Annotated in this window: 21 protein-coding genes; 8 read left to right on the top strand and 13 right to left on the bottom strand. The window is 65.2% G+C overall.

All coding sequences use genetic code 11. The features are described from left to right. Positions 1-120: 120 nt before the first annotated feature. The 4 genes from betI to P2G67_RS02500 all read left to right on the top strand — a co-directional run bounded on the left by betI (position 121) and on the right by P2G67_RS02500 (position 4976). Complete coding sequence (gene betI, locus P2G67_RS02515) at positions 121-723, top strand: transcriptional regulator BetI (protein ID WP_275819698.1); 603 nt, start codon at positions 121-123, stop codon at positions 721-723. Between the two features lie 21 nt (positions 724-744). After that, positions 745-2205, top strand: a complete 1461-nt coding sequence (betB, locus tag P2G67_RS02510) for a betaine-aldehyde dehydrogenase (protein ID WP_275819696.1) — start codon at positions 745-747, stop codon at positions 2203-2205. Beyond that, positions 2205-3866 carry a choline dehydrogenase gene (gene betA, locus P2G67_RS02505; RefSeq protein ID WP_275819694.1) on the top strand — a complete coding sequence of 554 codons (1662 nt, stop codon included), beginning with the start codon at positions 2205-2207 and terminating at the stop codon, positions 3864-3866. Before betB ends, betA begins: the two co-directional genes overlap by 1 nt. Before the next feature lie 78 nt (positions 3867-3944). Next, positions 3945-4976: a DUF6352 family protein gene (locus P2G67_RS02500; RefSeq protein ID WP_275819692.1), complete on the top strand. Its 1032-nt coding sequence runs from the start codon at positions 3945-3947 to the stop codon at positions 4974-4976. Positions 4977-4982: 6 nt separating this feature from the next. Here P2G67_RS02500 and P2G67_RS02495 read toward each other — a convergent pair whose 3' ends face one another. The 3 genes from P2G67_RS02495 to dctP form a co-directional block, all read right to left on the bottom strand. After that, on the bottom strand, positions 4983-6260 hold the full coding sequence (locus P2G67_RS02495; RefSeq protein ID WP_275819690.1) for a TRAP transporter large permease: 1278 nt from the start codon (positions 6258-6260) through the stop codon (positions 4983-4985). Then, the gene (locus tag P2G67_RS02490; protein ID WP_275819688.1) at positions 6260-6805 is read right to left on the bottom strand and encodes a TRAP transporter small permease; all 546 of its coding nucleotides are present in this window, start codon (positions 6803-6805) and stop codon (positions 6260-6262) included. Before P2G67_RS02490 ends, P2G67_RS02495 begins: the two co-directional genes overlap by 1 nt. 95 nt (positions 6806-6900) lie before the next feature. Next, positions 6901-7980 (bottom strand): TRAP transporter substrate-binding protein DctP, encoded by a 1080-nt coding sequence (gene dctP, locus P2G67_RS02485; RefSeq protein ID WP_275819686.1) that lies wholly within the window; start codon positions 7978-7980, stop codon positions 6901-6903. Positions 7981-8401: 421 nt separating this feature from the next. Between dctP and P2G67_RS02480 the strand changes: the two genes are divergently transcribed. The 4 genes from P2G67_RS02480 to P2G67_RS02465 are packed head-to-tail and all read left to right on the top strand — an operon-like array spanning position 8402 to position 13035. Beyond that, positions 8402-9454: a putative B6 ABC transporter substrate-binding protein gene (locus P2G67_RS02480; RefSeq protein ID WP_275819684.1), complete on the top strand. Its 1053-nt coding sequence runs from the start codon at positions 8402-8404 to the stop codon at positions 9452-9454. Between the two features lie 44 nt (positions 9455-9498). Beyond that, positions 9499-11055, top strand: a complete 1557-nt coding sequence (locus P2G67_RS02475; protein ID WP_275819682.1) for a putative B6 ABC transporter ATP-binding protein — start codon at positions 9499-9501, stop codon at positions 11053-11055. Next, the gene (locus P2G67_RS02470) at positions 11052-12092 is read left to right on the top strand and encodes a putative B6 ABC transporter permease subunit 2 (RefSeq protein WP_275819680.1); all 1041 of its coding nucleotides are present in this window, start codon (positions 11052-11054) and stop codon (positions 12090-12092) included. The genes P2G67_RS02475 and P2G67_RS02470 overlap by 4 nt, the downstream gene beginning before the upstream one ends. A 7-nt stretch (positions 12093-12099) precedes the next feature. Then, complete coding sequence (locus tag P2G67_RS02465; RefSeq protein ID WP_275819678.1) at positions 12100-13035, top strand: putative B6 ABC transporter permease subunit 1; 936 nt, start codon at positions 12100-12102, stop codon at positions 13033-13035. Between the two features lie 9 nt (positions 13036-13044). On the opposite strand, the gene P2G67_RS02460 is transcribed toward P2G67_RS02465, so the two are convergent. The 10 genes from P2G67_RS02460 to P2G67_RS02415 form a co-directional block, all read right to left on the bottom strand. Continuing rightward, the gene (locus P2G67_RS02460; RefSeq protein WP_275819676.1) at positions 13045-14625 is read right to left on the bottom strand and encodes an isochorismatase family protein; all 1581 of its coding nucleotides are present in this window, start codon (positions 14623-14625) and stop codon (positions 13045-13047) included. A gap of 65 nt (positions 14626-14690) precedes the next feature. After that, complete coding sequence (locus tag P2G67_RS02455) at positions 14691-15572, bottom strand: amidohydrolase family protein (protein ID WP_275819674.1); 882 nt, start codon at positions 15570-15572, stop codon at positions 14691-14693. Beyond that, positions 15569-16684 (bottom strand): vWA domain-containing protein, encoded by a 1116-nt coding sequence (locus tag P2G67_RS02450; protein WP_275819672.1) that lies wholly within the window; start codon positions 16682-16684, stop codon positions 15569-15571. Before P2G67_RS02450 ends, P2G67_RS02455 begins: the two co-directional genes overlap by 4 nt. Beyond that, the gene (locus P2G67_RS02445) at positions 16681-17562 is read right to left on the bottom strand and encodes an AAA family ATPase (protein WP_275819669.1); all 882 of its coding nucleotides are present in this window, start codon (positions 17560-17562) and stop codon (positions 16681-16683) included. The genes P2G67_RS02450 and P2G67_RS02445 overlap by 4 nt, the downstream gene beginning before the upstream one ends. 5 nt (positions 17563-17567) lie before the next feature. After that, positions 17568-18590: a xanthine dehydrogenase family protein molybdopterin-binding subunit gene (locus P2G67_RS02440; RefSeq protein ID WP_275819668.1), complete on the bottom strand. Its 1023-nt coding sequence runs from the start codon at positions 18588-18590 to the stop codon at positions 17568-17570. A 1-nt stretch (position 18591) separates the two neighbouring features. Continuing rightward, positions 18592-20292: a xanthine dehydrogenase family protein molybdopterin-binding subunit gene (locus tag P2G67_RS02435; protein WP_275819666.1), complete on the bottom strand. Its 1701-nt coding sequence runs from the start codon at positions 20290-20292 to the stop codon at positions 18592-18594. Between the two features lie 10 nt (positions 20293-20302). Beyond that, positions 20303-20788: a (2Fe-2S)-binding protein gene (locus P2G67_RS02430; protein ID WP_275819664.1), complete on the bottom strand. Its 486-nt coding sequence runs from the start codon at positions 20786-20788 to the stop codon at positions 20303-20305. Between the two features lie 3 nt (positions 20789-20791). Further along, the gene (locus tag P2G67_RS02425; protein ID WP_275819662.1) at positions 20792-21610 is read right to left on the bottom strand and encodes an FAD binding domain-containing protein; all 819 of its coding nucleotides are present in this window, start codon (positions 21608-21610) and stop codon (positions 20792-20794) included. Further along, the gene (locus tag P2G67_RS02420; protein ID WP_275819660.1) at positions 21610-22071 is read right to left on the bottom strand and encodes an SRPBCC family protein; all 462 of its coding nucleotides are present in this window, start codon (positions 22069-22071) and stop codon (positions 21610-21612) included. Before P2G67_RS02420 ends, P2G67_RS02425 begins: the two co-directional genes overlap by 1 nt. Positions 22072-22080: 9 nt before the next feature. Then, complete coding sequence (locus tag P2G67_RS02415; RefSeq protein ID WP_275819658.1) at positions 22081-22518, bottom strand: SRPBCC family protein; 438 nt, start codon at positions 22516-22518, stop codon at positions 22081-22083. Positions 22519-22528 lie beyond the last annotated feature (10 nt).

The raw sequence follows: 22528 nt of genomic DNA, 5'->3' as shown, positions 1-22528 counted from the left end.
TCATACTCTGTCGCCTTATGGCGAGCTGAGTGCCTATGAAAAGGGTTTTTGATTGAACAATCAATAAAGAATATCCTAGTGTCTGGCTTCAGTCGTCGGAATCCGGGAGCCGAGGTCACGATGCCCAAGGTGGGAGTGGAGGAGCTTCGTCGCCGGCAGTTGATCGCTGCCACGATCGAGTCCATTCATGACGTCGGCTTTGCCGCGACCACGCTGCAGTCCATCAGCCGCCGGGCGGGCGTCTCCTCGGGCTTGGTGGCACACTACTTCCGCGACAAGAACGGCCTGCTGGAGGCCACCCTACGCAGCCTTGCCAGCGATCTCAGCGCCAGCATCGTTACCAAGTTGCGCCATGCGCGGACGCCACGGGCACGCCTGGAAGCCGTCATTTCCGGCCTGCTGGCACCGGAGCAGTTCGAGCCGCGCATCGCCCGTGTCTGGCTGGCTTTCTGGGGCCAGCTCACCCATTCGCCGGGCCTCAAGCGCGTGCAGCATGTCTACGAGCAGCGACTGCTGTCGAACCTGCGCTATGCCCTGCGCTCGCTTCTGCCCGGCGAGGAAGCGGAGCGCCAGGCCATCGCCCTGGCGGCCATGATCGACGGCCTCTGGTTGCGGGCCGCCCTCTCCCGGGACACGCCGCAGGCGGAGCAGTCACAGCGGCTCTGCATAGAGTTCGTCGACACCCTATTGCGGCGCGAGCGACTGCCCTGCCCCGCCGCCTGACATCGAAGAGAGACCAAGAGCATGACTGACACCGGCATTCTCGAAGCCTGGATCGACGGCGCCTACCGTCCCGCCACGACCGACTGTTTCGAAACCCTAAACCCCGCGACCGGCGAAATCTTGGCGCAAGTGCGCATCGCCGGAGGGGCCGAGGTCGAAGCGGCCGTAGCGGCCGCCCGCCGCGGCTTTGCGGTCTGGTCGGCGATGACCGGTGCGGAACGTGGTCGGATCCTGACCCGCGCGGCCCAACTGCTGCGGGCCCGCAACGACGAACTGGCACGGCTGGAAACCCTGGACACCGGCAAGCCGATCCAGGAAACGGAAGCCATCGACATCCACTCTGGCGCTGACTGCCTGGAGTATTTCGGCGGCCTGGCCGCTAGCCTCACCGGCGAGCACATCGACCTGGGCAGCGCCTTTGCCTACACCCGGCGCGAACCGCTGGGCATCTGCGCCGGCATCGGGGCCTGGAACTATCCCATGCAGATCGCCTGCTGGAAGGCAGCGCCGGCGCTGGCCTGCGGCAACGCCATGATCTTCAAGCCGGCGGAACTGACCCCGCTCACCGCAGTGAAACTGGCAGAGGTCTTCGCCGAAGCCGGCATGCCGCCAGGTGTCTTCAACGTGGTGCAGGGCTTTGCCGAGACCGGCCAGCTGCTCACACGCCACCCCGGTATTGCGAAGGTCTCGCTGACCGGCGAAGTGGGCACCGGCATCAAAGTGATGACCGATGCCGCCGCCAGCCTGAAGCACGTGACACTGGAACTCGGCGGCAAGTCGCCGCTCATCGTCTTCGATGACGCCGAGGTCGATCGGGCGATCAGCGGCGCCATGCTCGGCAATTTCTATTCCGCCGGCGAAGTCTGCTCCAACGGTACCCGGGTCTTCGTACAGCGCAAACTGCTCGACAGCTTCCTCGAGCGCTTGGTGGAGCGCACCCGTCGCATGGTCATCGGCGATCCCCTCGATCCCGCAACGCAGGTCGGCGCCCTGATCGGCGAGGAGCATCTGCAGAAGGTTCTGGGCTACATCGAGCGCGGCAAGGCGGAAGGCGCGGATGCAGTGATCGGCGGCAAACGGGTGACGGAAGGTGCGCTGGGACAGGGTGCCTTCGTTGAACCCACAGTCTTTGCCAACTGCCGGGACGATATGAGCGTTGTGCGGGAGGAAATCTTCGGTCCGGTCATGTCAGTGCTAGCCTTCGACGAGGAAGAGGAGGTCATCGAGCGCGCCAACGCCACGCCCTATGGTCTGGCCGCCGGGGTTTTTACCCGCGACCTCGCCCGTGCCCACCGGACGGTCGCCCACCTGCAAGCCGGGACCTGCTGGATCAACAACTACAACATCACCCCGATCGAGATGCCCTTCGGCGGCGTGAAGCTTTCCGGCATCGGCCGCGAGAACGGCAAGGCCGCCATCGAGCACTACAGCCAGCTCAAGTCGGTCTATGTGGAACTGGGTGAGGTGGAGTGCCCCTACTGATGAGCGCCAAGGACTACGATTACATTATTGTTGGCGCCGGCTCGGCCGGGTGCGTGCTCGCCAATCGCCTGTCGGAAGATCCCGATGTGAGTGTGCTGGTACTGGAGGCCGGGCCCAAGGACCGCTCGATCTTCATCCACATGCCCGCCGCACTTGCCTACCCTCTCGCGAACGACAAGTTCAATTGGTACTACAACAGCGAGCCCGAGCCTTTCATGGACGGCCGCTCGCTCTACTGCCCGCGCGGGCGCGTGCTCGGTGGCTCCTCCTCGATCAATGGCATGGCCTACGTCCGCGGCCACGCCCGCGACTACGATCGTTGGGGCCAGCACGGCTTGCCCGGCTGGAGCTATGCGGACTGCCTGCCCTACTTCAAGCGCGCGCAGAGCCATGAACTGGGGCCGGACGACTACCGCGGCGGCGAGGGTCCCTTGCAGGTCTCCGCCGGCAAGATGGACAATCCCCTGTTCAAGGCCTGGGTGGAAGCGGGCCGCCAGGCCGGCTACGCCGTGACCGAGGATATGAACGGCCATCGTCAGGAAGGCGTCGGCCGCATGGACATGACCACGCACAAGGGCCGGCGCTGGTCCGCGGCCATGGCCTATCTCTATCCAGCCATGGAGCGTCCGAACGTCACGGTGGAAAGTGGCGTCCTCACCCTGAACGTCATGTTCGAGGGGCAGCGAGCCGTGGGTGTCGAGATCGCGCGCGGCAAGGAGCGCGAAACCCTGCGCGCCAAGCGGGAGGTGATCGTCAGCAGCGGTGCGATCAACTCGCCGCAGTTGCTGCAGCTCTCCGGCATCGGCCCGGCCGATCGTCTGCGCGAGCTTGGCATCGAGGTGGTGCAAGACCTACCGGGTGTCGGCGAGAACCTTCAGGATCACCTCGAGGTCTACGTGCAGCACGCCTGCACCCAGCCGATCAGCCTCTACTCTGCGACTCAGTGGTGGAACAAGCCCTGGGTTGGGCTGCAGTGGATGCTGTTCAAGTCCGGCCCCGGCGCCAGCAGCCAGTTCGAGGCCGGCGGCTTCATCCGCAGCCGCGCCGGCATCGAGCATCCGAACCTGCAGTACCACTTCCTGCCCATCGCCATGAACTACGACGGCAGCAACCCGGTGAAGGGCCACGGATTCCAGGCGCATGTGGGCCCCATGCGCCCCACCGCGCGCGGTCACGTGCGCATTCGCTCGACCGACCCGCGCCAGGCACCGGAGATCCTGTTCAACTACATGGGCACCGAGAATGACCGGCAGGAGATGCGCGACGCCATCCACCTGACGCGCGAGATCTTCGCCCAGAAAGCCTTCGATCCCTACCGCGGTCCGGAACTGGCGCCCGGCCCGGAAGTGAAAACCGACGCAGACATCGATGCCTTCGTGCGCCAGCACGGGGAAAGTGCCTACCACCCCTCCTGTACCTGCCGCATGGGCCCGGAAAGCGACGCCATGGCGGTGGTCGACGGCGACGGCCGGGTGCACGGCATGGAAGGCCTGCGAGTGGTGGACGCCTCGATCATGCCGGACATCGTCAGCGGCAACCTGAATGCGCCCACCATCATGCTGGCCGAGAAGCTGGCCGACCGTATCCGCGGCCGCAATCCGCTTCCGCCTTCCGACGCGCCGGTCTGGATCCACCCGGAGTGGGAGAGCAAACAGCGGTGATCCGATCTATGATGCGGCTGGCTCAGCCCTGGACGCTGCTGGCGGAGCTTGGCATAGCTCTGAGCAAAGGAGACCGGAATGCCTGATTTCTGGCGCGACAGTGGCTATCACTTCACCACACGGAGCGAAGCCGACCATCTGGTGCCTGCGGACGACTTCCTGCGCGCCTACCTGCGGCGCCCCGAGATGCAACCCCCGGAGGAGGCCTGCGACGAGGAACGGGCGCTGCACGCCACCCTGCTCAAGAACCCGCGCGAGCGGGTTGGCCAAGCGAGACTCGCCCGTCTGGCTGACCCCGACGGGCGCGATAATTGGCAGATCTGGCTCGCCTTTCGTGATCGCCTGATGGCGGCCGCTAGCTTGGAAGAAGCCTATCTTTACTATTTCCTCTCGCCGCCGGACGTGAAGGCGGGTGACATGCCCGTCCCACCGCTCTTCCTGGATCAATTGACGCATGTAATCTTGCGCCACGTTCTCGACGGCGTCGAGGATCCCTTCCGGGCCCGGGCCGGTGAGCTCTTCTTCAGGGAACAGATGGTCACCATCGAGGGCGACGCCATCATGCTGGCCGACGCTGAGACAGTGGAGATGTACGCGACCACCGGCGGTTTTGGCTCATTGGGCCGCCTGGTAGCTGAGGCGCAAACGCCGCTGCGTTCCGTCGATCTGGAGGTGATGCAGGCCGAGAACGCTGCGGTCTATTGGGAGCGGGACAGCCGCCACGATCTCGTGCTCAATCTCAATTTCTCCTCGCCCGGCCTCGACGCGCTCTGCCGCGTGCTGGAGGCTTGGGTGGCACATTTCTTGGCCATCGATGTCTCGATCCAGCCGGTGCAAAAGATCAGCGACGAGCGTTGGGTCTGGCATCTGGGTCTGGACAGCGAAGCCTCACAGCTGCTGAACGACCTCTACAACGGCCAGGATGTCGAAGAAGACCGCCTGAGGCGCCTCCTCTCCCTGTTCCGGCTCGAATTCCGCGATCCCAGCGTGATGGCGGCCAGCGTGGCCGGCCGCCCGGTCTACATGGGGTTGTGCATGACACCGGAGGGCCGGCTTCGTCTCAAGCCGCAAAACCTGCTGATGAACCTGCCCCTGGCCGAGCGGGCCTGAGCCCACTCAGCCGAGCAGGCTCGGGATCCAGGTGGACAGGCCCGGGAACAGGGCCAGCAGCACGATCACGGCGATGAAAGACAGGTAGAAGGGCAGCGACGCCACGATCGCGCGTTCGTAAGGAATGCGCGCGATCTGCGCTGCCGCCATCAATGTCATCCCCACCGGCGGCGTGATGTTCGCGATGTTCAGGGTCACGATCATGAAGATCGCAAAGTGCAGCGGATCGAACCCCAAGGTCACCATGGCCGGGACCAGCAGCGGCGCCACCACCACCAGCGCCGGCAGCACGTCGATCGCCGTGCCGATGAGCAGCAGAAAAATGGCGACCAGCATGAGCTGCAGGAAGGAATTGTCGGTCACGGTAACAATCATTTGCGCCGCTTCGTGTGCGATGCCCGAGCGGGTGACGAACCAGCCCAGAACCGCCGAGGCCGCTAGCAGCAGGAAGACCACGCCGGAGAAACGCACCGTCACGATCAAAGCGTCCCAGACTTTGCGCCAGCTGAGATTGCGATAGACCAAGAAGCCTATCAGCAGCGTGTAGACGGCGGCGAAACCAGAGGCTTCCGTGATGGTCGTCATACCGGAAAGGATGCCGCCAAGAATGATCACTGGGACGAAGAGTGCCGGCAAAGCCGCCACAAAGGAAACCAGCCCGGCGCGCAAGGATGTGGCGGCCTGTTTCGGGTAGCTGCGCCGCCAGGAAAGATAGAAACTGATGACCAGCAGAGCTCCCGCCATGACCAGCCCGGGCAGGATGCCGCCCGCGAAGAGGTCGATGACGGAGACATCGCGCAGCATGGTCGCATAGACCACCATCACCACACTTGGCGGAATGATCGGGCCGATGATGGAAGAGCAGGCCGTCACCGCAGCGGCATACTCGGCGTCGTATCCCTGCTCCTTCATGGAGGGGATCAGGACCTTGCCCAGGGCCACGGTGTCGGTGATCGCCGCTCCAGTGAGACCGGCGAAGAAGACCGACACCGTGATGTTGACGTGGCTGAGGGCGCCCCTGATGCGGCCGAACAGCGCGTTGTTGAAAGTGATGAGCTTTTGGGTCAGCCCACCCTGATTCATCAACTCAGCTGTGAAGATGAAATAGGGAATGGCGATCAGCATGTAGGAGGACACGCCGGCGAACATGCGGTCGGCGAGGATGCTCATCATCCGTTCGCCGCCGATGGCGTAGCTGCCCGCCACGCCGGACAAGGCCATGATCACCGCAATCGGTGTACCGATCAGCAACAGACCAACGAAGACAAGTATCGCCAAACCCATCACGTCACCTGCTTGGAAGGCTTTTCGCCGATAGCCTCGCTGACCGCCTCCTGCGCCGAGACGTCATGTCCGAGCAAGGCAAAACCATGGGAGAGGTGCAACAGAATGATCGCACCGCTGAGCGGGACCGCAATCGCCGTGAAGTACTGAGGGATCCGGATCAGGTCGGACACCATGTAAGTCTGGCGCGCACCTGTGAAGAAGGGCCAACCGTACCAGATCAGCATGAAGCCGAAGATGGCAATCGAGACGAGGCAGAGCACCTGCAAGCCTTTCACCAAGGGACGCGGCAGCATCTGCGCGAGCAACGTCATGGCCACGTGCTCTCCGTATCGCAGCGCGATCGTGCCCGAGATGAGACCAATCCACGGCAACAGGACCCGAGCCAGCGAATAGGTCCAGGTCAAGGCGCGGCCGGTGACCACCATGTACAGGAAACCCATGAAGGAGATGCTAAGCATCCCCAGAACACAGGCGACGCACAACCAAATGGCCAGCGTGTTGACGATATCGCTGGCACGCCGGACTGCAGCTAGAAGCGGCATCTCACTCGATCCAGGCTCAGCCTTGAAGAGAGGCTCGATGAGGCGGAGAAAGGCCGGCGGGCAGCAAGAATACCGCCCGCCGGATCTCTCGGCCGTTACTGGCCGTAAGTCTGGAAGTCTGTGTCGTTCAGCTCCTCGCCGACGCGATCGACCTCGGCCCAGAGCTCATCGACCAGGGCTTCATCCATGCCGAAGTCATTGACGATCCACTCTTTCCAGGCCGGGCGCGCCATTTCCGCCATGCGCTGACGCTCGTCCGCCGGCATGATGTAGCAGTCGTCGAACTTCTCGCAGGACTCCTGCCAAGCCGCCGTTGCCAGGGCACCCGAGGCACCATGCGCCAGCTGGATTGCCTCACGCGCCGACTGCACGATGATGCGCTGATAGTCGTCCGGCAGTGACTGGTACCAGGTCTCGCTCACCATCCAGGACTGGCTGTTGTAAACATGGCCGGTCATGGTGGTGTAGTCGCTGACCTCGTAGAGGTTGAAGGAGGTGTTGACCACTGGCGCGTTGAACTGCCCATCGGCCAGCCCGGTCTCGAGCGCGGTGACCACCTCACCCCAGGGCAGCGGCGTTGCCGAGGCGCCCAGTGCGCGCATTGTCGCCACGTGGGAGGGATTCTCCTCCACGCGGATGTTCATGCCCTCGAGATCGTCCACCGTCTCGATCATCTTGCCGCGGGTGGTGAAGGCCACGAAGCCGCCGCCGTCATCGAAGGTGCCGAGGTAGCGCATGTCCGCTTCCTCAATCGTGCCGCGCATGAAGTCGGCGAACCATTCACTGTCGAAGAAGGTCCAGGCCTGGCGCCAGTTTTCGAAGAGGAACGGCGTCGTGACCGCCTGGTATTTCTCGTAGAAGGACGACATCGCGCCGGAAGACATCACGGTCGACTGCAGCGCCGCACCGCCCGCCTGTACCTGGCTGCCGGTCTCGACTTCCGACCCGAGCTGCGAGTTTCCGAAGAGCGTGACGGCAATATCGCCATCGGTCCGCGACTCCACCAGGCTCTTAAAGTGAACCAAGCCAGGCCAGATCTCGTTATTGGTGAGATTCTCCGGAACAATGGTGGAGATCGTCATCTCGTATTCCTGCGCCGTCGCACCGGTGGCTGTCACCAGCATCGCCGAGGCGGCAAGAACGGGCGTCAAGCGCCCCATTGTACGGATTTTCATAAAGCACTCCCTTCTGTCATTCGGCTTTGGCCAACCGGCTTATGACCTCTAGCTGGCATCTATTATCGTTTTGCGTGTTGGCTCTGCCAATCCTAGCCGACAAGCAGAATAGGGGCAAACTCGAAAGGGTGAACGCGCAGTCCCTGAAAGCGGATGAAGCCAGTGGCCGAGCACAGGCGCCTTGCGCGCGCATAGCGCCATATAACCCCATCAACAAACGGAATTGGCCCTTGGGCATTGCTGCATAGCGCCCTACGCTCGGGACCATTCTCGGAGCCAGCCGGCAATGCCGTCAGGTGCCGGCGCCTCTGTCCATTCTGGCGCCGCACATTTGGAGCCCGCCGCCCTGCCACCTGCCACCTGCCACCTGCCACCTGCCACCTGCCAAGCCGGCCCCAGGCAGGACAAGGAGATACGCAAGATGAAACTCGGTTTGCCGTTGCCCGCATTAACTGGTGCCCTCACTGGTGCCCTGTTTCTCGCCGGCCTGGCAATCGCCCCCGCCTTCGCCCAAGACTCCGAGGTCAACCACATCGCGGTGCTGACGCCGGAGCAGCCCAACGATTTCGGCTGGAATCAGCAAGCCGCCAAGGCGGCGCGAGCGGTAGGCGAGGCGCTTTCGATCGATGTGACGCTGGCCAGCGGTTTGGGCTACGGCGACGTGCGTCCCACCTTGCGCGAACTGGCCGCCGAAGGCGCCGACCTGCTGATCGCCCACGCCAGTGGCTACAACACGACGGCGCCGGAGATCGCAGAGGAGACGGGCGTGCCGGTCGCCATCGTCGACCGCCCCGACCTGATGCAGCCGGGTCTGGTGGCCGACTATACGTTGAGCGGGCATGAAGGCGCTTATCTGGCCGGCGTCTTGGCCACGCAGATGTCGCGCAGCGCCACGCTCGGCATCGTGGTCTCGGGCGAACCGCCATCCTGGAACAGCCAGTCGGCCGCCTTCGCCCAGGGCGCGCGCGCCAGCGATCCGGACATCGAATTGCGCTATTCCGTGATCGGTCCGGCCGCCTATGCCGACGCCGCCGGCGCGCGCCGCGTCACCGATGCAGTGATCGCCGCCGGCGCCGACGTGATATTCGGCCAGGGCAACGGCTCAACCTTCGGCATCCTGCAGGCGGTGGAGACCAACGACGCGCCGGATGGGGGCAAGATCTGGTTCATCGACGTGATCGGAGACAAGAGCAGCATCGACGGCGGACACCTGCTCTCCTCGGTGGTCTGGAACCTGGAGCCAGTTTATCGGGCCATGATCGAGGACCTCGGCAAGGGCACTTTCGGCACCCGCGGCTATAGCATCCGCCTGGAAGACGAATCGCTCTACCTGCTGCAGAGCGAACACATTCCCGCAGAGGTCTGGGAGAGGGTGATGGAGGTGCGTGAGCAGATCGTCGCCGGCGAGATCACCGTGGAACCGAAGTTCGAGGCCGAGGCCGTGCGTGCCCTGATGACCGCCGTTTCGGACTGAGAGCGCGGCCGCAAAGAACACGAGAAACGGGCCGGACATCCACCTTGAGCGCGCAACACCAGGGCAAGGCACCGCCCCTTATCCGCTTTGAGCAGGTCACGAAGCGCTATCCCGGCGTGCTGGCCAACGACGCCATTACGCTCGATCTTCACGCTGGCGAGATCCATGCCCTGCTGGGTGAAAACGGCGCGGGCAAGTCGACACTGATCGCGCTGCTGTCCGGCATGCAGCAACCGGACGCAGGCCGCCTGCTCATCGACGGTCAGGCCGTGCGCTTCTCCTCGCCGCGCGCGGCCCTGCAGGCTGGCATCGGCACGGTCTATCAACACAGCGCCCTGGTCCCGAGCTTGACGGTCCTGGAAAACCTGATGCTCGGGCGGCGCTGGTGGCAGGGCCGCCGGCAGAGCGCCACGCGCCGGCGTTTCACGGCGCTCTGCAACGACTTGGGCGTGCGGCTGCCGGCTGACGCGCTGCTGTCGAGCCTATCGCTGGGCGAGCGCCAGATGGTCGAGATCGTGAAGGCGCTCTGGGAAGGCAGGCGCCTACTGATCCTCGACGAGGCCAGCGCCATGCTCACGTCTGCTGCGGTGTCCGACCTGCAACGCAGCCTCACCCGCCTGGCTGCGAAGGGCATGGCCATCCTCTTCGTCACTCACAAGTTGCCCGAGGCACTGGCCTTCGGAGACCGCGTTTCCATCCTGCGCGCCGGCCGCCTTGTGGCCAGCCGATCAGCCGCAGACCTTCATCGTCGCGGGGCTGAGCAGGCACAGTCCGAGATCATCTCTCTCATGTTCGATGCACCGAGCACCGCCACGGCAGCGCCAGCACCCCCACCGTCCTTTCAGGAAAAGGCCCCCGTGCTGCGGGTTCAGGGATTGAGGGCGGCGTGCGGCGAACAGGAGCCGCAGCTCGACGGCATAGACTTCAGCCTTTCGGCCGGGGAAATCCTTGGCGTGGCCGGGATCGACGGCAACGGCCAGCGCCAACTCGCCGAAGCGCTGGCAGGTCAGAGAACGACTCTGGCCGGACGGATCGAACTGGGAGGCGAAGCCGTCCAGGCCAAAAGCGTACCTCAGCGCATGAAGCGTGGTTTGCGCTACCTGACCGATGACCGGCTGGGCGAAGGCTCCCTGCCCGCCTTTCCCATCAGCCTCAATCTGCTGCTCAAACGCGTCGGCGATGCGCCCTTCTGGCGCCAGGGAGTCGAGCAACCGCGCGAGATCGAGGCCTATGCGCAGCAGACCATCTCTGCGCACAACATCCGGGCACCGGGACCGCACACGCCCCTGGGCTCACTTTCGGGTGGCAACGTGCAGAAACTGCTGTTGGCCCGCGAGCTGGAGGGGCAGCCGCGCGTGGTGATCTACAACAAGCCGACCTACGGGCTTGACTTCCAAACCCAGCAGCTCGCGCAGGAAGCCATCCGCCGCCAAGCCGCAAGCGGCGTGGCCGCCCTTTTAATCTCGCCCGACCTCGACGAGATCCTGGCGCTCAGCCACCGGGTGGCCGTCATGGCGGAGGGGCGCATCGTAGGGATCGTCAACAATGGCCCTGACGCGCGCCAGACCGTCGGACGTTTAGTGGTGGGCGGAACAGCGTGACCGACATTCCGCAAATCGTGGGGCGCCTGCTCCAGGCATTGTTGCCGTTGCTGCTCGCCCTGGCCTGCGGCGCGCTGCTGCTTCTGCTGCTGGAGCGCGACCCGGTGAGCTTCTACGCCACGATCATCGAACGCGGCCTGTTGAGCCGCCTGGGCCTGCAGGAGAGCCTGACCCGCAGCGCGCCGCTGTTGCTGCTGGCCGCTGGCCTGATCGTCGCCTTCCGGGCCGGACTGTGGAACCTGGGTGTGGACGGCCAGTTCCTGCTGGCGGCGGTGATCACCGCCGCCCTTGCCCCCGGTTTGGCTGCTACGCTGCCGCCCTGGTTGGCGCTGCCCCTTGCCATGCTCGCGGCCTTCGCCGTGGCGGCACTCTGGGCGGCGCTGCCGGCCTTCCTGAAAGCGCGCTACGGCGTCAACGAGATCATCACCACGCTGATGATGACCTTCCTTGGAATCAGCCTGGCCAATCTTTTGATCAAGTTGCCCTTCAACGACCCCGCTACCACTTCGCCACAGACCCTGACGCTCGCCACCGCCGACCGCCTGCCGCGCCTCCTGGGAAGCACCGTTCATTTGGGGCTGGTGATCGCGCTGCTGGCGCTGCTGCTGGTGCACTGGGCGATGACCCGCACGGCCCTGGGCCTGCGGTTACGCATCCTCGGCGCCAATCCGCTGACCGCGCGCCATGTCGGCCTGCCCGTGACCGGCCTGACCTTCCTCGCCTTTGGTCTGAGCGCCGGCTTGGCTGGGTTGGCCGGTGCGGTCGAGATACTCGGGGTCTGGGGCACGGTGCGCGCCGACTGGAATCCTGCCTATGGCATGCTGGTGATCCCACTGGTCTTCCTGGCCCGCTTCCACGGCGGTGCGGTCATCTTCTTCGTCTTCGTCTTCGCCGTGCTCTCCATCGGCGGTGAAACGGCGGCACGACGCGCGGACCTGCCCAACTACTTTCTGCTGGTGCTCGTCGCCCTGATCCTGGTCTTCCTGGCGCTCACCGAGTGGCTGTCGGCGCGGCCGCTGATGCGAAAGCGCGGGTAAAGCCGATATGGAGAGCCTGCTCACTACCCCCTTCCTTACCGCCCTACTGGCCGGCAGCCTCGCCGCCGGCCTGCCGCTGCTCCTCGCCGGGCTGGGGGAGCAGATGTCGGAAAAGGCGGGCGTGCTGAATATCGGTCTCGAGGGCATGATGCTGCTGGGCGCCTACTGCGGCTTCCTCGGCGCCTGGTCCAGCGGCTCGCTCTGGCTTGGATTTCTCTGCGGCATGCTGGGCGGTCTGGCGCTGGCACTTCCCATGATGTTGCTGTGCGTCTGGCTTGGCCTCAACCAGATCGTGGTCGGCATTGCCCTCACCCTGAGTGCCGAGGGCCTGACCGCGCTGCTGCATCACGTGCAGTTCAGTCAGAGCTATCCGCGCCTGCCCCGGGTCGACACGCTCCCGCTCCCACTGCTGTCCGAAATTCCCGTGCTTGGAACGGCGCTGTTCGACCGTCATCCGCTGGTCTATCTGGCCATTCTTGCCGTGCCGCTGCTCGCCTGGCTCTACCGCAGCAGCCTGCTCGGCCTGAACCTCCAGGCAGCCGGGGACCGACCGGCGGCCCTGGACGCCGCCGGCATCAGCGTCATCGCCACCCGCAGCCTGGCCGTGCTCTTCACCGGTGCCATGGCAGGCCTGGGTGGGGCCTATCTCGCCACGGTCGGCGCTGGGCTCTTCGTCCCCTTCATGACAAGCGGCGCCGGCTTCATCGCCATCGTCCTGGCCATGCTGGGCCGCGGGCGACCGCTCTGGGTCCTGCTGGGCGCGCTGCTCTTCGGGCTGTGCCTCTCGCTCACGACGGCGCTGCAGGTGGCGGGCCTGCGGGTGCCTACGGACCTGGTGCAGATGCTGCCCTTCGCCGCGGTTATGCTGCTGCTCCTGTTCTTCGGACGGCGGGCAGCTCTGCCGGCCGCCCTCACCCGCCCCTATCGCCGCGGAGAGCGATAACCGCCAGCTTCAGCCGTCCAGAGCGCGCAGCACCTCGTCGGTCGTGGTCACCGCCGAGACGTTCTGCAGCGCGTAGTCGATGGCGGCCCGGTGCCAGTCGGCGTTCATGGTCGAGCAGCTATCCTCCGGCAGGATCATGATATAGCCCTTGTCTGCGCCCGTGCGCGCCGTGTGCTCGATGGACATGTTGGTCCAGGCGCCGGTGTCGATCAGGATGTCCCGCCCTTCCGCCTTGAGGATCGTCTCCAGGTTCGTGCCTTCCCAGGCACTCATGCGCATCTTGGAGACGATGTGGTCGCCCGGATGCGGCTCCAGCCCCGGAACCGGCTGTGCGCCCCAGGTGCCCTTGCGCAGGGCGTTGGCCGCCATCGCACCTTCGAAGAGCGGCGCATTCTGGGTCAGACCGCGGCCGTCATTGTCGATCTCGAACCAGACGTGGATCACCGGAATGCCCAGCGCTCGGCAACGCTCGGCCAAGCGGGCGATGTTGGCGATGCAGTTCTGTTCGCGGCAGTGCTGCGGCGCGCCGGAGTCCGCAAAGGCACCGCCCTCCATCACCACGTCGTTCTGCATGTCCTGGATGATCAGGGCACAGCGCTCGGCCTCCAACCGGAAAGCGCCGTCACCACTGGGAGCGCTCGCAGCATGGCTCGATGAAGCAGCCGTTCCGCCGCCTGCAGCCATGAAAGGCTCTCTGCGCGGCCCGACCCGGGTCTCCACGGCGTAGACCGACGTGGAGGCGGTCATGAAGAGGGTGTGCCACTCGCGCCCACCCCAATGAATGTTCGCCACCATCTCGGGCACGGCCAGCTTGCCGATCAGCTGTCCGGAGGGGTTGTATACCCAGACGCCGCCGGGCGCCGTGACCCAGACGTTGCCCTCGGCATCGCATTTCATGCCATCGGGCACACCGGCTTTCAGGCTGTCCTTGATGCCAGAAGCGAAGATTCGCCCCGAACCCAGGCTGCCGTCGGAACGCACTTCATAGACTCGGATATTCGCCTGCTCGGTGTCGTTGATGTAGAGCAGGCTTTCGTCGGGCGAGAAGCAGAGGCCGTTGGGCTGGGAGAAGGTGTAGCGCTCGACCACCAACTCGGGCTCGCCGCCTCGCTGACCCGGTGGGATGCGGAATACGCCCTGCCAGCCGAGCTCGCGCGGGCGCTCCACGCCGAAGCCCGGCATGCGGCCATACCAGGGATCGGAAAAGTAGATCGATCCGTCGGAGCGAACGCAAAGATCGTTGGGGCTGTTTAGCTCCTTACCCTCGAAGTGTGAGGCCAGCACCTCGCGTTGGCCTCCGGGCCCGAAGCGCACGACGCTAGACGTGCTGTGCTCGCAGACCAGGAGGTTCAGGGCGGCATCATAAGTCATGCCGTTGCCCTTGTTGGACGGGCGCATGACCTCACTGACCCCCGACGCCTCATCCCAGCGGCGGCGCACGTCCGCCGGCATGTCGGAAAAGAGAAGATACTGCTCCACCGGATGCCAGATCGGCCCCTCGGTGAAGGTGAAGCCGGAGCCGACTTGGCGCACCGGCACCTGCTCGTCGATCAGATTGCGGAACTCCGGCCGCAGTGCCTCATGTGCCATGCTCGCCTCCCTCTTCTTGATGCCCCGATCCCACCCGTCCTGTGGGGATCCGGTGCCCCTCCCTGCTACAGCCGGTAAACCCGGGCTGCCGTGTCATGAAAGATCGCCTTCTGTTGGGCGGTGCTGAGGTCTGATGCCGCACGGCGAAAGGCCTCGACCAGCGCGCCATAGTCGGTCCAGAGCTTCTCGATGGGAAAATTCGAACCGAAGAGGCAGCGATCAGCACCAAACAGCGCGACGGTATCGTGCAGGATGCGCTCCACGTGCACGGGGTCATTGCGGTGAATGAAGGTGCCCAGGCCGGAAAGCTTAGAAACCACGTTCTCCCGCTGGGCCAGCTTCTTCATCTGCGCTTTCCAGGACGCGCGCCCCTCGTCGGAGAGATCTTCCAACATGCCCGCATGCTGCAGGATGAAGGTCACCTTCGGGCAGGCGTCCACCAGCTCGCAGGCAGCGTCAATCTGGCCAGCAAAGACCTGCAGGTCGAAGGCCCAGTTGTAGTCGGCCAGCAGGGCGATGTTCCGTTTTACTTTGTCGTCGCGGCACATATCCGCGTGGGCGGCAAAGCGATAGAGCGGGTTCTCATGCCAGTGATACTGCTGGCGAATGCCGCGCATCAGCGGGTAGCGCGCCAGCCGCTCCAGCATCGGCCGGGCGTCGGCCACCGTCATGTCGCAAAAGCCGACGATGGCATGCGGCCAGCCGGCACGCTCGGCCGTGGCCTGGACCCAGGCCACCTCGTCCTCCTCGCCGCCGGGCGGCCAGTTGGTCTGGACATAGACCGACTGGGTCACGCCGGTGCCGCTGACATCCTCTACAAACTCCTCGATCGGATAGTCGCGCTTGATCGCATCGTAGGGGCCGAAGATGCGCGGCTGGGTGGGACCCTGCAGCCAGGTCAGATCGGACTGGCGCCAGATATGATGGTGGGCATCGATGATCTTCATGCCGCTCTCCTTTGGAAGCCGAGCACCTCCTCACAGACATGCGCTGTGCTGGAGCCGTCGCCCAGGCGGTCGATATAGGGCAGAACCTCGCGCAAAGCGGCGGTCTCGGGACTGTAATCAGGGCCGCTCGCCAGCGGATTGAGCCAGAGCACGGCCCAGGCCAGGCGCGAGAGGCGTTCCATGCCATCGATCAGGGCTGCGGGATCACCGCGCTCAAGGCCATCGGACAGCACCACGACCAGCGCCCCCCGCGCAAAGCCGGCAAAGCGCGGCACGGCCAGGAAGGCCTGCAGCGCATCCCCCAGACGGGTGCCTCCGTCCCAATCCGCCACGAGATTGCCGGCAAATGCCAAGGCCTGATCGCTGTTGCGTCGGCGCAAGGCGCGGGTGATGCGGGTCAGGCGGGTTCCCAGGGTGAAGACCTCTAGGCGCTCGGTGGCACGCGCGAGGCTGTGGGCGAAGCGCAGGGAACTATCGGTGCGCTCCTTCATCGAGCCCGAGACATCGATCAGCAGCAGCACGCGCCGACGTCGTTGCCGCCGGGCGAGTGCTGGAAGCTGCAGCAGTTCCCCGTCCCGGCGCACCGCATCGCGCAGGCTGCGGCGCATGTCCAGGCGCCGCCCGGCCTTCGCCGGACCCAATCGCCGGGATCGGCGGTGCGGCAGCGCCCGGGGGGCCCGGCGACGGAAGCGGCGCAAGGTTTCCGGCTCAGATAGCTCAGGGAACTGTCGTGCGAAGAGACGCTCGGCACCTGTGGGCGTACCGCCCGACTCTTCCGCCTCCTCCGGCTCGGGTGGCTCGAGGCCACCGTCGCGATCGTCGAAGGCTTCAACCTCCTCTTCGTCATCCTCTGCTGCAGCAGATGTGACCGCCCCCTGCCCCAGGAAAAGCAATCGAAAGAGGGCGTCGAACTCCGCGCGCCGTTCGATGGGCGGCGCCAGCGTCGCCACCGCGGCGCGATGGATATCCTCCATGGAGCGCGGACCCAGCAGGCCCACGGCAGCCACGAAGCTCTGGGTCTGTTCCGGCGCCACAGGAAAGCCGTTGGCCCGCAACAAGGTGGCGAACTCCACGAAAGGAACAACCGGACGGGGCAGTTCCTCCCGGCTCATGCCGCCGTGCCCTCCAGTATCTGATCCAGGCGCGGCTCGATGAAGGCGAGATCGTCCTGATCCTTCAAGACGACCCCAATGGCGCGCTTAAAGGCCGTTGGCCAGGGCGCGCCCTGCTCGTGCAGCAGCGTCGCCGCCTCGGCCCACTCCACCGTTTCAGCCACCCCCGGCGCCTTGGCCAGAGGTTCCCGCCGCAAGGCCCCCACCGCCGCCACCACCCGCCAGGCGGTGTCATGCGCCACCTGGCTGGCGCGCATCATCACGATCTCCGCCTCACGCTCCGGCGCCGGGTAGTCGATCCAGTGGTAGACACAACGCCGCCGCAGCGCCTCATGCAGCTCGCGGGTGCGGTTGGACGTCAGCACCACGACCGGATGCTGCTGCGCGCGGATGGTGCCGCGCTCGGGGATGGAGATGGAAAAGTCCGACAGGAACTCCAGCAGGAAGGCTTCGAACTCGTGATCGGCCCGGTCGATTTCGTCGATCAGCAGCACGGTATCGGCTGGATGCTGCAGTGCCTCCAGCATGGGTCGCGCAACCAGGAAGTCGTCGGCATAGATGTTGACGTACTCGTTGCCCGCCTGGCGGATCGCCAGCATCTGGCGCGGGTAGTTCCACTCGTAGAGGGCATGGGCGGAATCGATGCCCTCATAGCACTGCAGCCGCACCATCTGTCGCCCCAGCACCGAAGCGATGGCCTTGGCGCCTTCGGTCTTGCCGACGCCCGGTGCCCCTTCCAGCAGCAGCGGTTTGCCCAGCGCCAAGGCCAAGTAGGCGGACGTCGCCAGCTCGTCGTCAGCGAGATACTGCGCATCGCGCAGCACCCCGGCCAGACGGTCAGGGCTGTCGATCCCGACGATGGAGCGCCGGATGGCCATGGCGCTCAGCGCCGCCCTTGCGGCTGTGCGCCGCCGTTGGCCCGGATGCCGCGCAGCACCTTCTCTGGCGTCACCGGCAGCTCATCGATGCGCACGCCAACGGCATTAAAGACGGCATTGACCACCGCCGGCAGCACGGGATTGGCGCACATTTCTCCCGGCCCCTTGCCGCCGTATGGCCCGTCAGGCGCTGGCCGTTCCAGGATGGCGATGTTGTGCTTGGCGATGTCACCCGGCCCCGGCATGAGATAGCCGTTGAAATCGATCGGGCCGTGATCGCGGTCAGGATAGTAGGGTTCGGTGGTCTCCCAGGCCGCGTGGCTCATGCCCATCCAGGCACCGCCCACCAGCTGCTGTTCCACCAGGCGCGGATTGAGGGCGCGGCCCAGTTCGTAAGCGCTGTTCATCTCCAGCACCGAGACCTCTCCCGTTTCATCGTCCACCTCGACGTCGACGATCATCGCCGCGTGGGCGAAGCAGGACACCGGGGTCTGCTCCCCGGTTTCAGGGTCGACCTCGGACAGGGGGATTAGGAAGATGCCGCGCCCCGAGACGGTCCGTCCCTGCTTGAACTGGGCGGCACCGCAGGCCTCTGCCGTTGAGATGGAGCGCGAGGGCGCGCCCTTGACGTGGATATTGCCCTTGCCGTCGGTGACGAGGTCGGCCGGGTCCACCTCCAATTCCTCGGCCGCAGCTTCCAACATGACCGAGCGCGCTTCCTTCGCCGCCTCGATCACCGCGTTGCCGACACGGTGGGTGCCGCGGGAGGCAAAGGAGCCCATGCAGTGCGGGCCGGTGTCGGAATCGGCCGTGTCCACATAGACATCTTCCACCGGCACGCCCAAGGTCTCAGCGGCAATCTGCCGGGTGACCGACTTCATGCCCTGCCCCAGGTCGATGGAGGAGAGCGCCACCATGAACTTGCCGCCGGGGTTGGAGTGGACCAGCGCCTGCGAGGGGTCGCCGCCCAGGTTCATGCCGATGGGATAGTTAATAGCGGCAAATCCGCGACCGCGATGCAATGCCATCTCAACGCCTCCTGAGGCCAGAGATCGAGGAAAAGCGCGTCACCCGCCGCTGCTCCGCCGGGCGCTCCGGCTGCGACACGGCAGCCGGGCGTGGCGGCGAGCTGGCGGCCGGCTGTGGTGCAGGCCGCGGCGGCGCATCGAAACTCGGGGATGACGCGGAAGGCGTGACCGCAATGCTGTCCCGCTGCGCCGCAACCGGGCCCGCGGGGCCCGAGGTCCCCTGCGGTCGCGAGCCGCCCGGGCGCTTTTTCTGGGCGTAGCTCCCGGCGGTGTAGCCTTCGACCCGGCCATGCTCGTCGGTCACGGTGTGCGGGATCTCCGCACGCGCACCGCCGCCATCGCGCAGGGAGGAGGCCTGACGCGCAGCCGGGCTGAGCGACCAGCCGGCCTTTTCCGCCGCAACGTGACAGCATTCAATCAGGGCGGTGTTCTTCGCCAAACGGCGGTGCGCCTTCATGTCGCCGTCGCGATAGGCATTGATGATGCGGAACTCGATGGGGTCGATGCCCAACTCATGGGCGATCTTGTCCATGTGGCTTTCGATGGCGAAGTCGACGCCGGTGATGCCGAAGCCACGCATGGCAGTTGCCGGGGTGCGGTTGGTGAAGACGCAATAGACGTCGGCATAGACATTGGGGATGGTGTAGGGGCCGGGCAGATGGCCTACGCCCTTGATGATGGCATAGCTCGACAGGCGGGTGTAGGCGCCGCTGTCGAAGTAGCCGATGAACTTGCGGGCGACGATCCGCCCGTCGTTCATAACCCCATCCTTGAGGTACCAACGCTCGGCGCCGCGCGGGGCGCCCACCTGCATCTCCTCGGCCCGGTCGAAGGTGTACTTGCAGGGCCGCCCCGTGAGCATGGTGCCCAGCACCGCCATGGGCTCGTGCAGGGAATCCACCTTGCCGCCGAAACCGCCGCCGACCGTGCCGCCAATGAAATGCAGCCGGTTGGACGGCACCTTCAGCAGCTTGGAGGTGGTGTCCAAGGAGAAGAAGAGCGCCTGAGTCGAGGTGTAAACCACATAGCGGTCGTTGGTCTCAGGTGCCGCGATGGCGCCGCATGTCTCGGTTGGCGCCTGCTCGATGGGCGACATCTGGTAGCGCCCCTCGATCACTCGGTCAGCCTTGGCGAAAGCAGCCTCGACGTCGCCGAAACGCAGCTTCTGATGGTCGTACTTGCCGTGATAGACGAAGCGGTTGCCGGGGTAGACCTCGTTGACCACGGGAGCGCCCGGCTTGATCGCGTCTTCGACGTCGAGCACTGCCGGCAGTTCTTCCCAGTCGACCCGCACCTTGGCTACGGCGTCGCGCGCCTGCCGCTCGCTCTCGGCGATCACCGCCGCGACAGGCTCGCCCTTGTAGGACACCTTCTTGTCGGAGATCAGCGGCTCGTCATCGAGGCCAAAATCGAGCAATGAAAGCAGGGTGTTGAGGTTGTGCGGGACATCCTTGCCCAGGACGATGCGCACCACACCGGGCATGCGTTCTGCCTCGGAGATATCGACGCGACGGACCCGGGCATGATGGTGCGGACTGCGCACACAGCGAATGTGCAACAGGCCATCGAAGAGATGGTCGTCGAAGTAGGGCGAGCGGCCCGTGACATGCCCAAGTGCGTCCTGGCGCTGGGTGGGCTTGCCGATCTCATTGAGATCGTCGTCGCGCTCGTCCGCGAAGTAGTCTTTGCGAAACTCGATCACGGCTGTCTCCTCACCCGAACTGCCTGAAACCGCGGGACTTCGCGGCCTCAAGGATGGCATCGATGATCGGCTCATAGCCGGTACAGCGACAGATGTTGCCCGAAATGGCCTCGACCACGTCCTCCCGTGAGGGGTTGGGATTGCGATCCAGCAGGGCTTTGGCCGCCAACAGCATGCCAGGCGTGCAGTAGCCGCACTGGGCGGCGAAGTTGTCCATGAAGGCCTTCTGCAGCGGGTGCAAGTCCGCCCCTTGGGCCAGACCCGCCGTGGTGGTGATCTGACGCCCCTCCACCGTTTCCGCCAGCGTGAGGCAGGAAAGATGCGGCTCTCCGTCGATCAGCACCGTGCAGGTGCCGCAGGCCCCCTGCCCACAGCCGTACTTCGGAGTCAGATCCCCAACACCACGGCGCAGGACGTCGAGCAGGTTCTGCCCATCCTCAACAAAAACGGCCTTCTCGCTGCCGTTCAGGTGAAACTGCAAGGGCTTGCGCGCCATGATCTACCTCCGCTCCCCGGTCAGAAGCCGCTTGAGATGCACTGCCGCCACTTCTCGCCGGTACCAGGCCGATGCCAGCCCGTCGGTGTGCGGCTCGATGCCGTCGCAGGCCACGGCAGCCGCCTGTTCGATGGTGGCTGCATCGAGATACTGCCCATCCAGGGCCCGCTCCACGGCCGTTGCCCGAAGCGGGCGCGGCCCCATGGAACTGTAGGCCACACGGGCCCCGCGGATCCGTCCCGCCGATTGCGGCAGGTAAGCCGCGATGGTGAGCAGGGCAATGCCCTTGGGCTTGATTCGGCTCACCTTCGCGAAGCGGAAGGCACCGGGATCGCGCGGGCGCGGCACACTGATCGTGCGCACAATGGAACCGACATAGCGCTCCCGGTCGCGCAGGAACTCGTCGATTTCGATGCCGCGACCGCCCTGCCCGACCAGCTCAAGACGCGCACCGAGTGCCAGCAGTGCGGCCGTAAAGTCTCCGTAGGGTGAACTGGCGAAGAGGTTGCCGCCCACCGTGGCCATGTTGCGCACCGCTGGACCGCCCACCACGCGCGCCACCGGCGCCAGGAAACTCAGATCCCGATGCGCCACCACCTCTGCCATGGTCACCCCAGCGCCGATGGTCACGCCATCGCCCTCGCTGCGGACCTGACGGCTGGCGGGATCGACGGCCCGAACCAGGGTGTCGAAGGACTGGTCTCCATCGTTAACGGCCCGCATCAGCAGCGTGCCGCCACCCAGGAAGCGGGCACTGCGCGCAGCGCTCAAGGCGCGCGCCGCACCGTCCAGGCTGTCGAAGCTCTCCACTTTCACCGGCATCACGCCTCTCCCTCTTCGCGGGGCGCCAGCCCCATGTAAGCCCGCACGGCCCGGAAACCGCCTTCGTAGATCTGCTCGCCCACCTGCTTCTCCAATTCGGCTTCCCGGCCGGGTGGGGTATCGAAGCTCGATTCCCAGTGCCAGAAGGTCAGGTCCCCATCCGTCACCGGAATCAGCCGCACATGCGCCACATAGTTCAGCAGTGGGATCGGCGTATCCAGCAAGCAGTAGCTGAAGGCCATGTCGACATCAGACAGCATGAGCAACTGCTCGCGCAGTTCCGACCCGTCGGCCAGATGGAAACGCCGCACGCAGCCGATCTTGTCGGACGACAAGCCCCGCTCGATGTGGCTGTCGGCCACCGCCGGGTGCCACTGGTCATGCCCGTTGAAATCGCGCAGCACCTCCCAGACCGCCTCGACCGGCGCTTCCATGATGGTGCTCTTGACGATTTTCACCATGTTGGTGGCCTACCGCGCAAAGTGGCGCTTCAGGGCGTCGAAGCCGGCCTGGAAGACATTGGTGCCCACACCGTTGACCAGATCGTCGGCCACCTCGTCGTCGCACTCGAACTCCGCCGTCCACTCCGCAAAGGTGCGGTCGCCGTCGGTGATCGGGGTCAGCCGCATGGTGGCGATGTAATCCGTCAAGGGCATGGGGCTTTCCAGGATCGAGTAGGTGAAGAACATGTCGTAGTCCGACAGGCCCAACAGCTTCTCGCGGATGCGATCGCCGTTCTGCAGGTTGAAATCCCGCACGCAGCCGATCTTGTCCGAAGGCTCACCATTCTCGATCCGGCTTTCCCGGATGCGCGGATGCCAGCGCGGCATGCCGTTGAAGTCGCGCACCCGCTCCCAGACCTTTGCGGCCGGGGCATCGATCACGCTGGAGATGAAAACTCTCGGCATTACGCAGTCT

This window comes from Aquibaculum arenosum, from assembly GCF_029222965.1.
GTDB classification, from domain to species: domain Bacteria; phylum Pseudomonadota; class Alphaproteobacteria; order Kiloniellales; family DSM-21159; genus Aquibaculum; species Aquibaculum arenosum.
The sequence above is the reverse complement of the archived record's forward strand: the minus strand, read 5'-3'. Positions and strand labels throughout refer to the sequence as shown.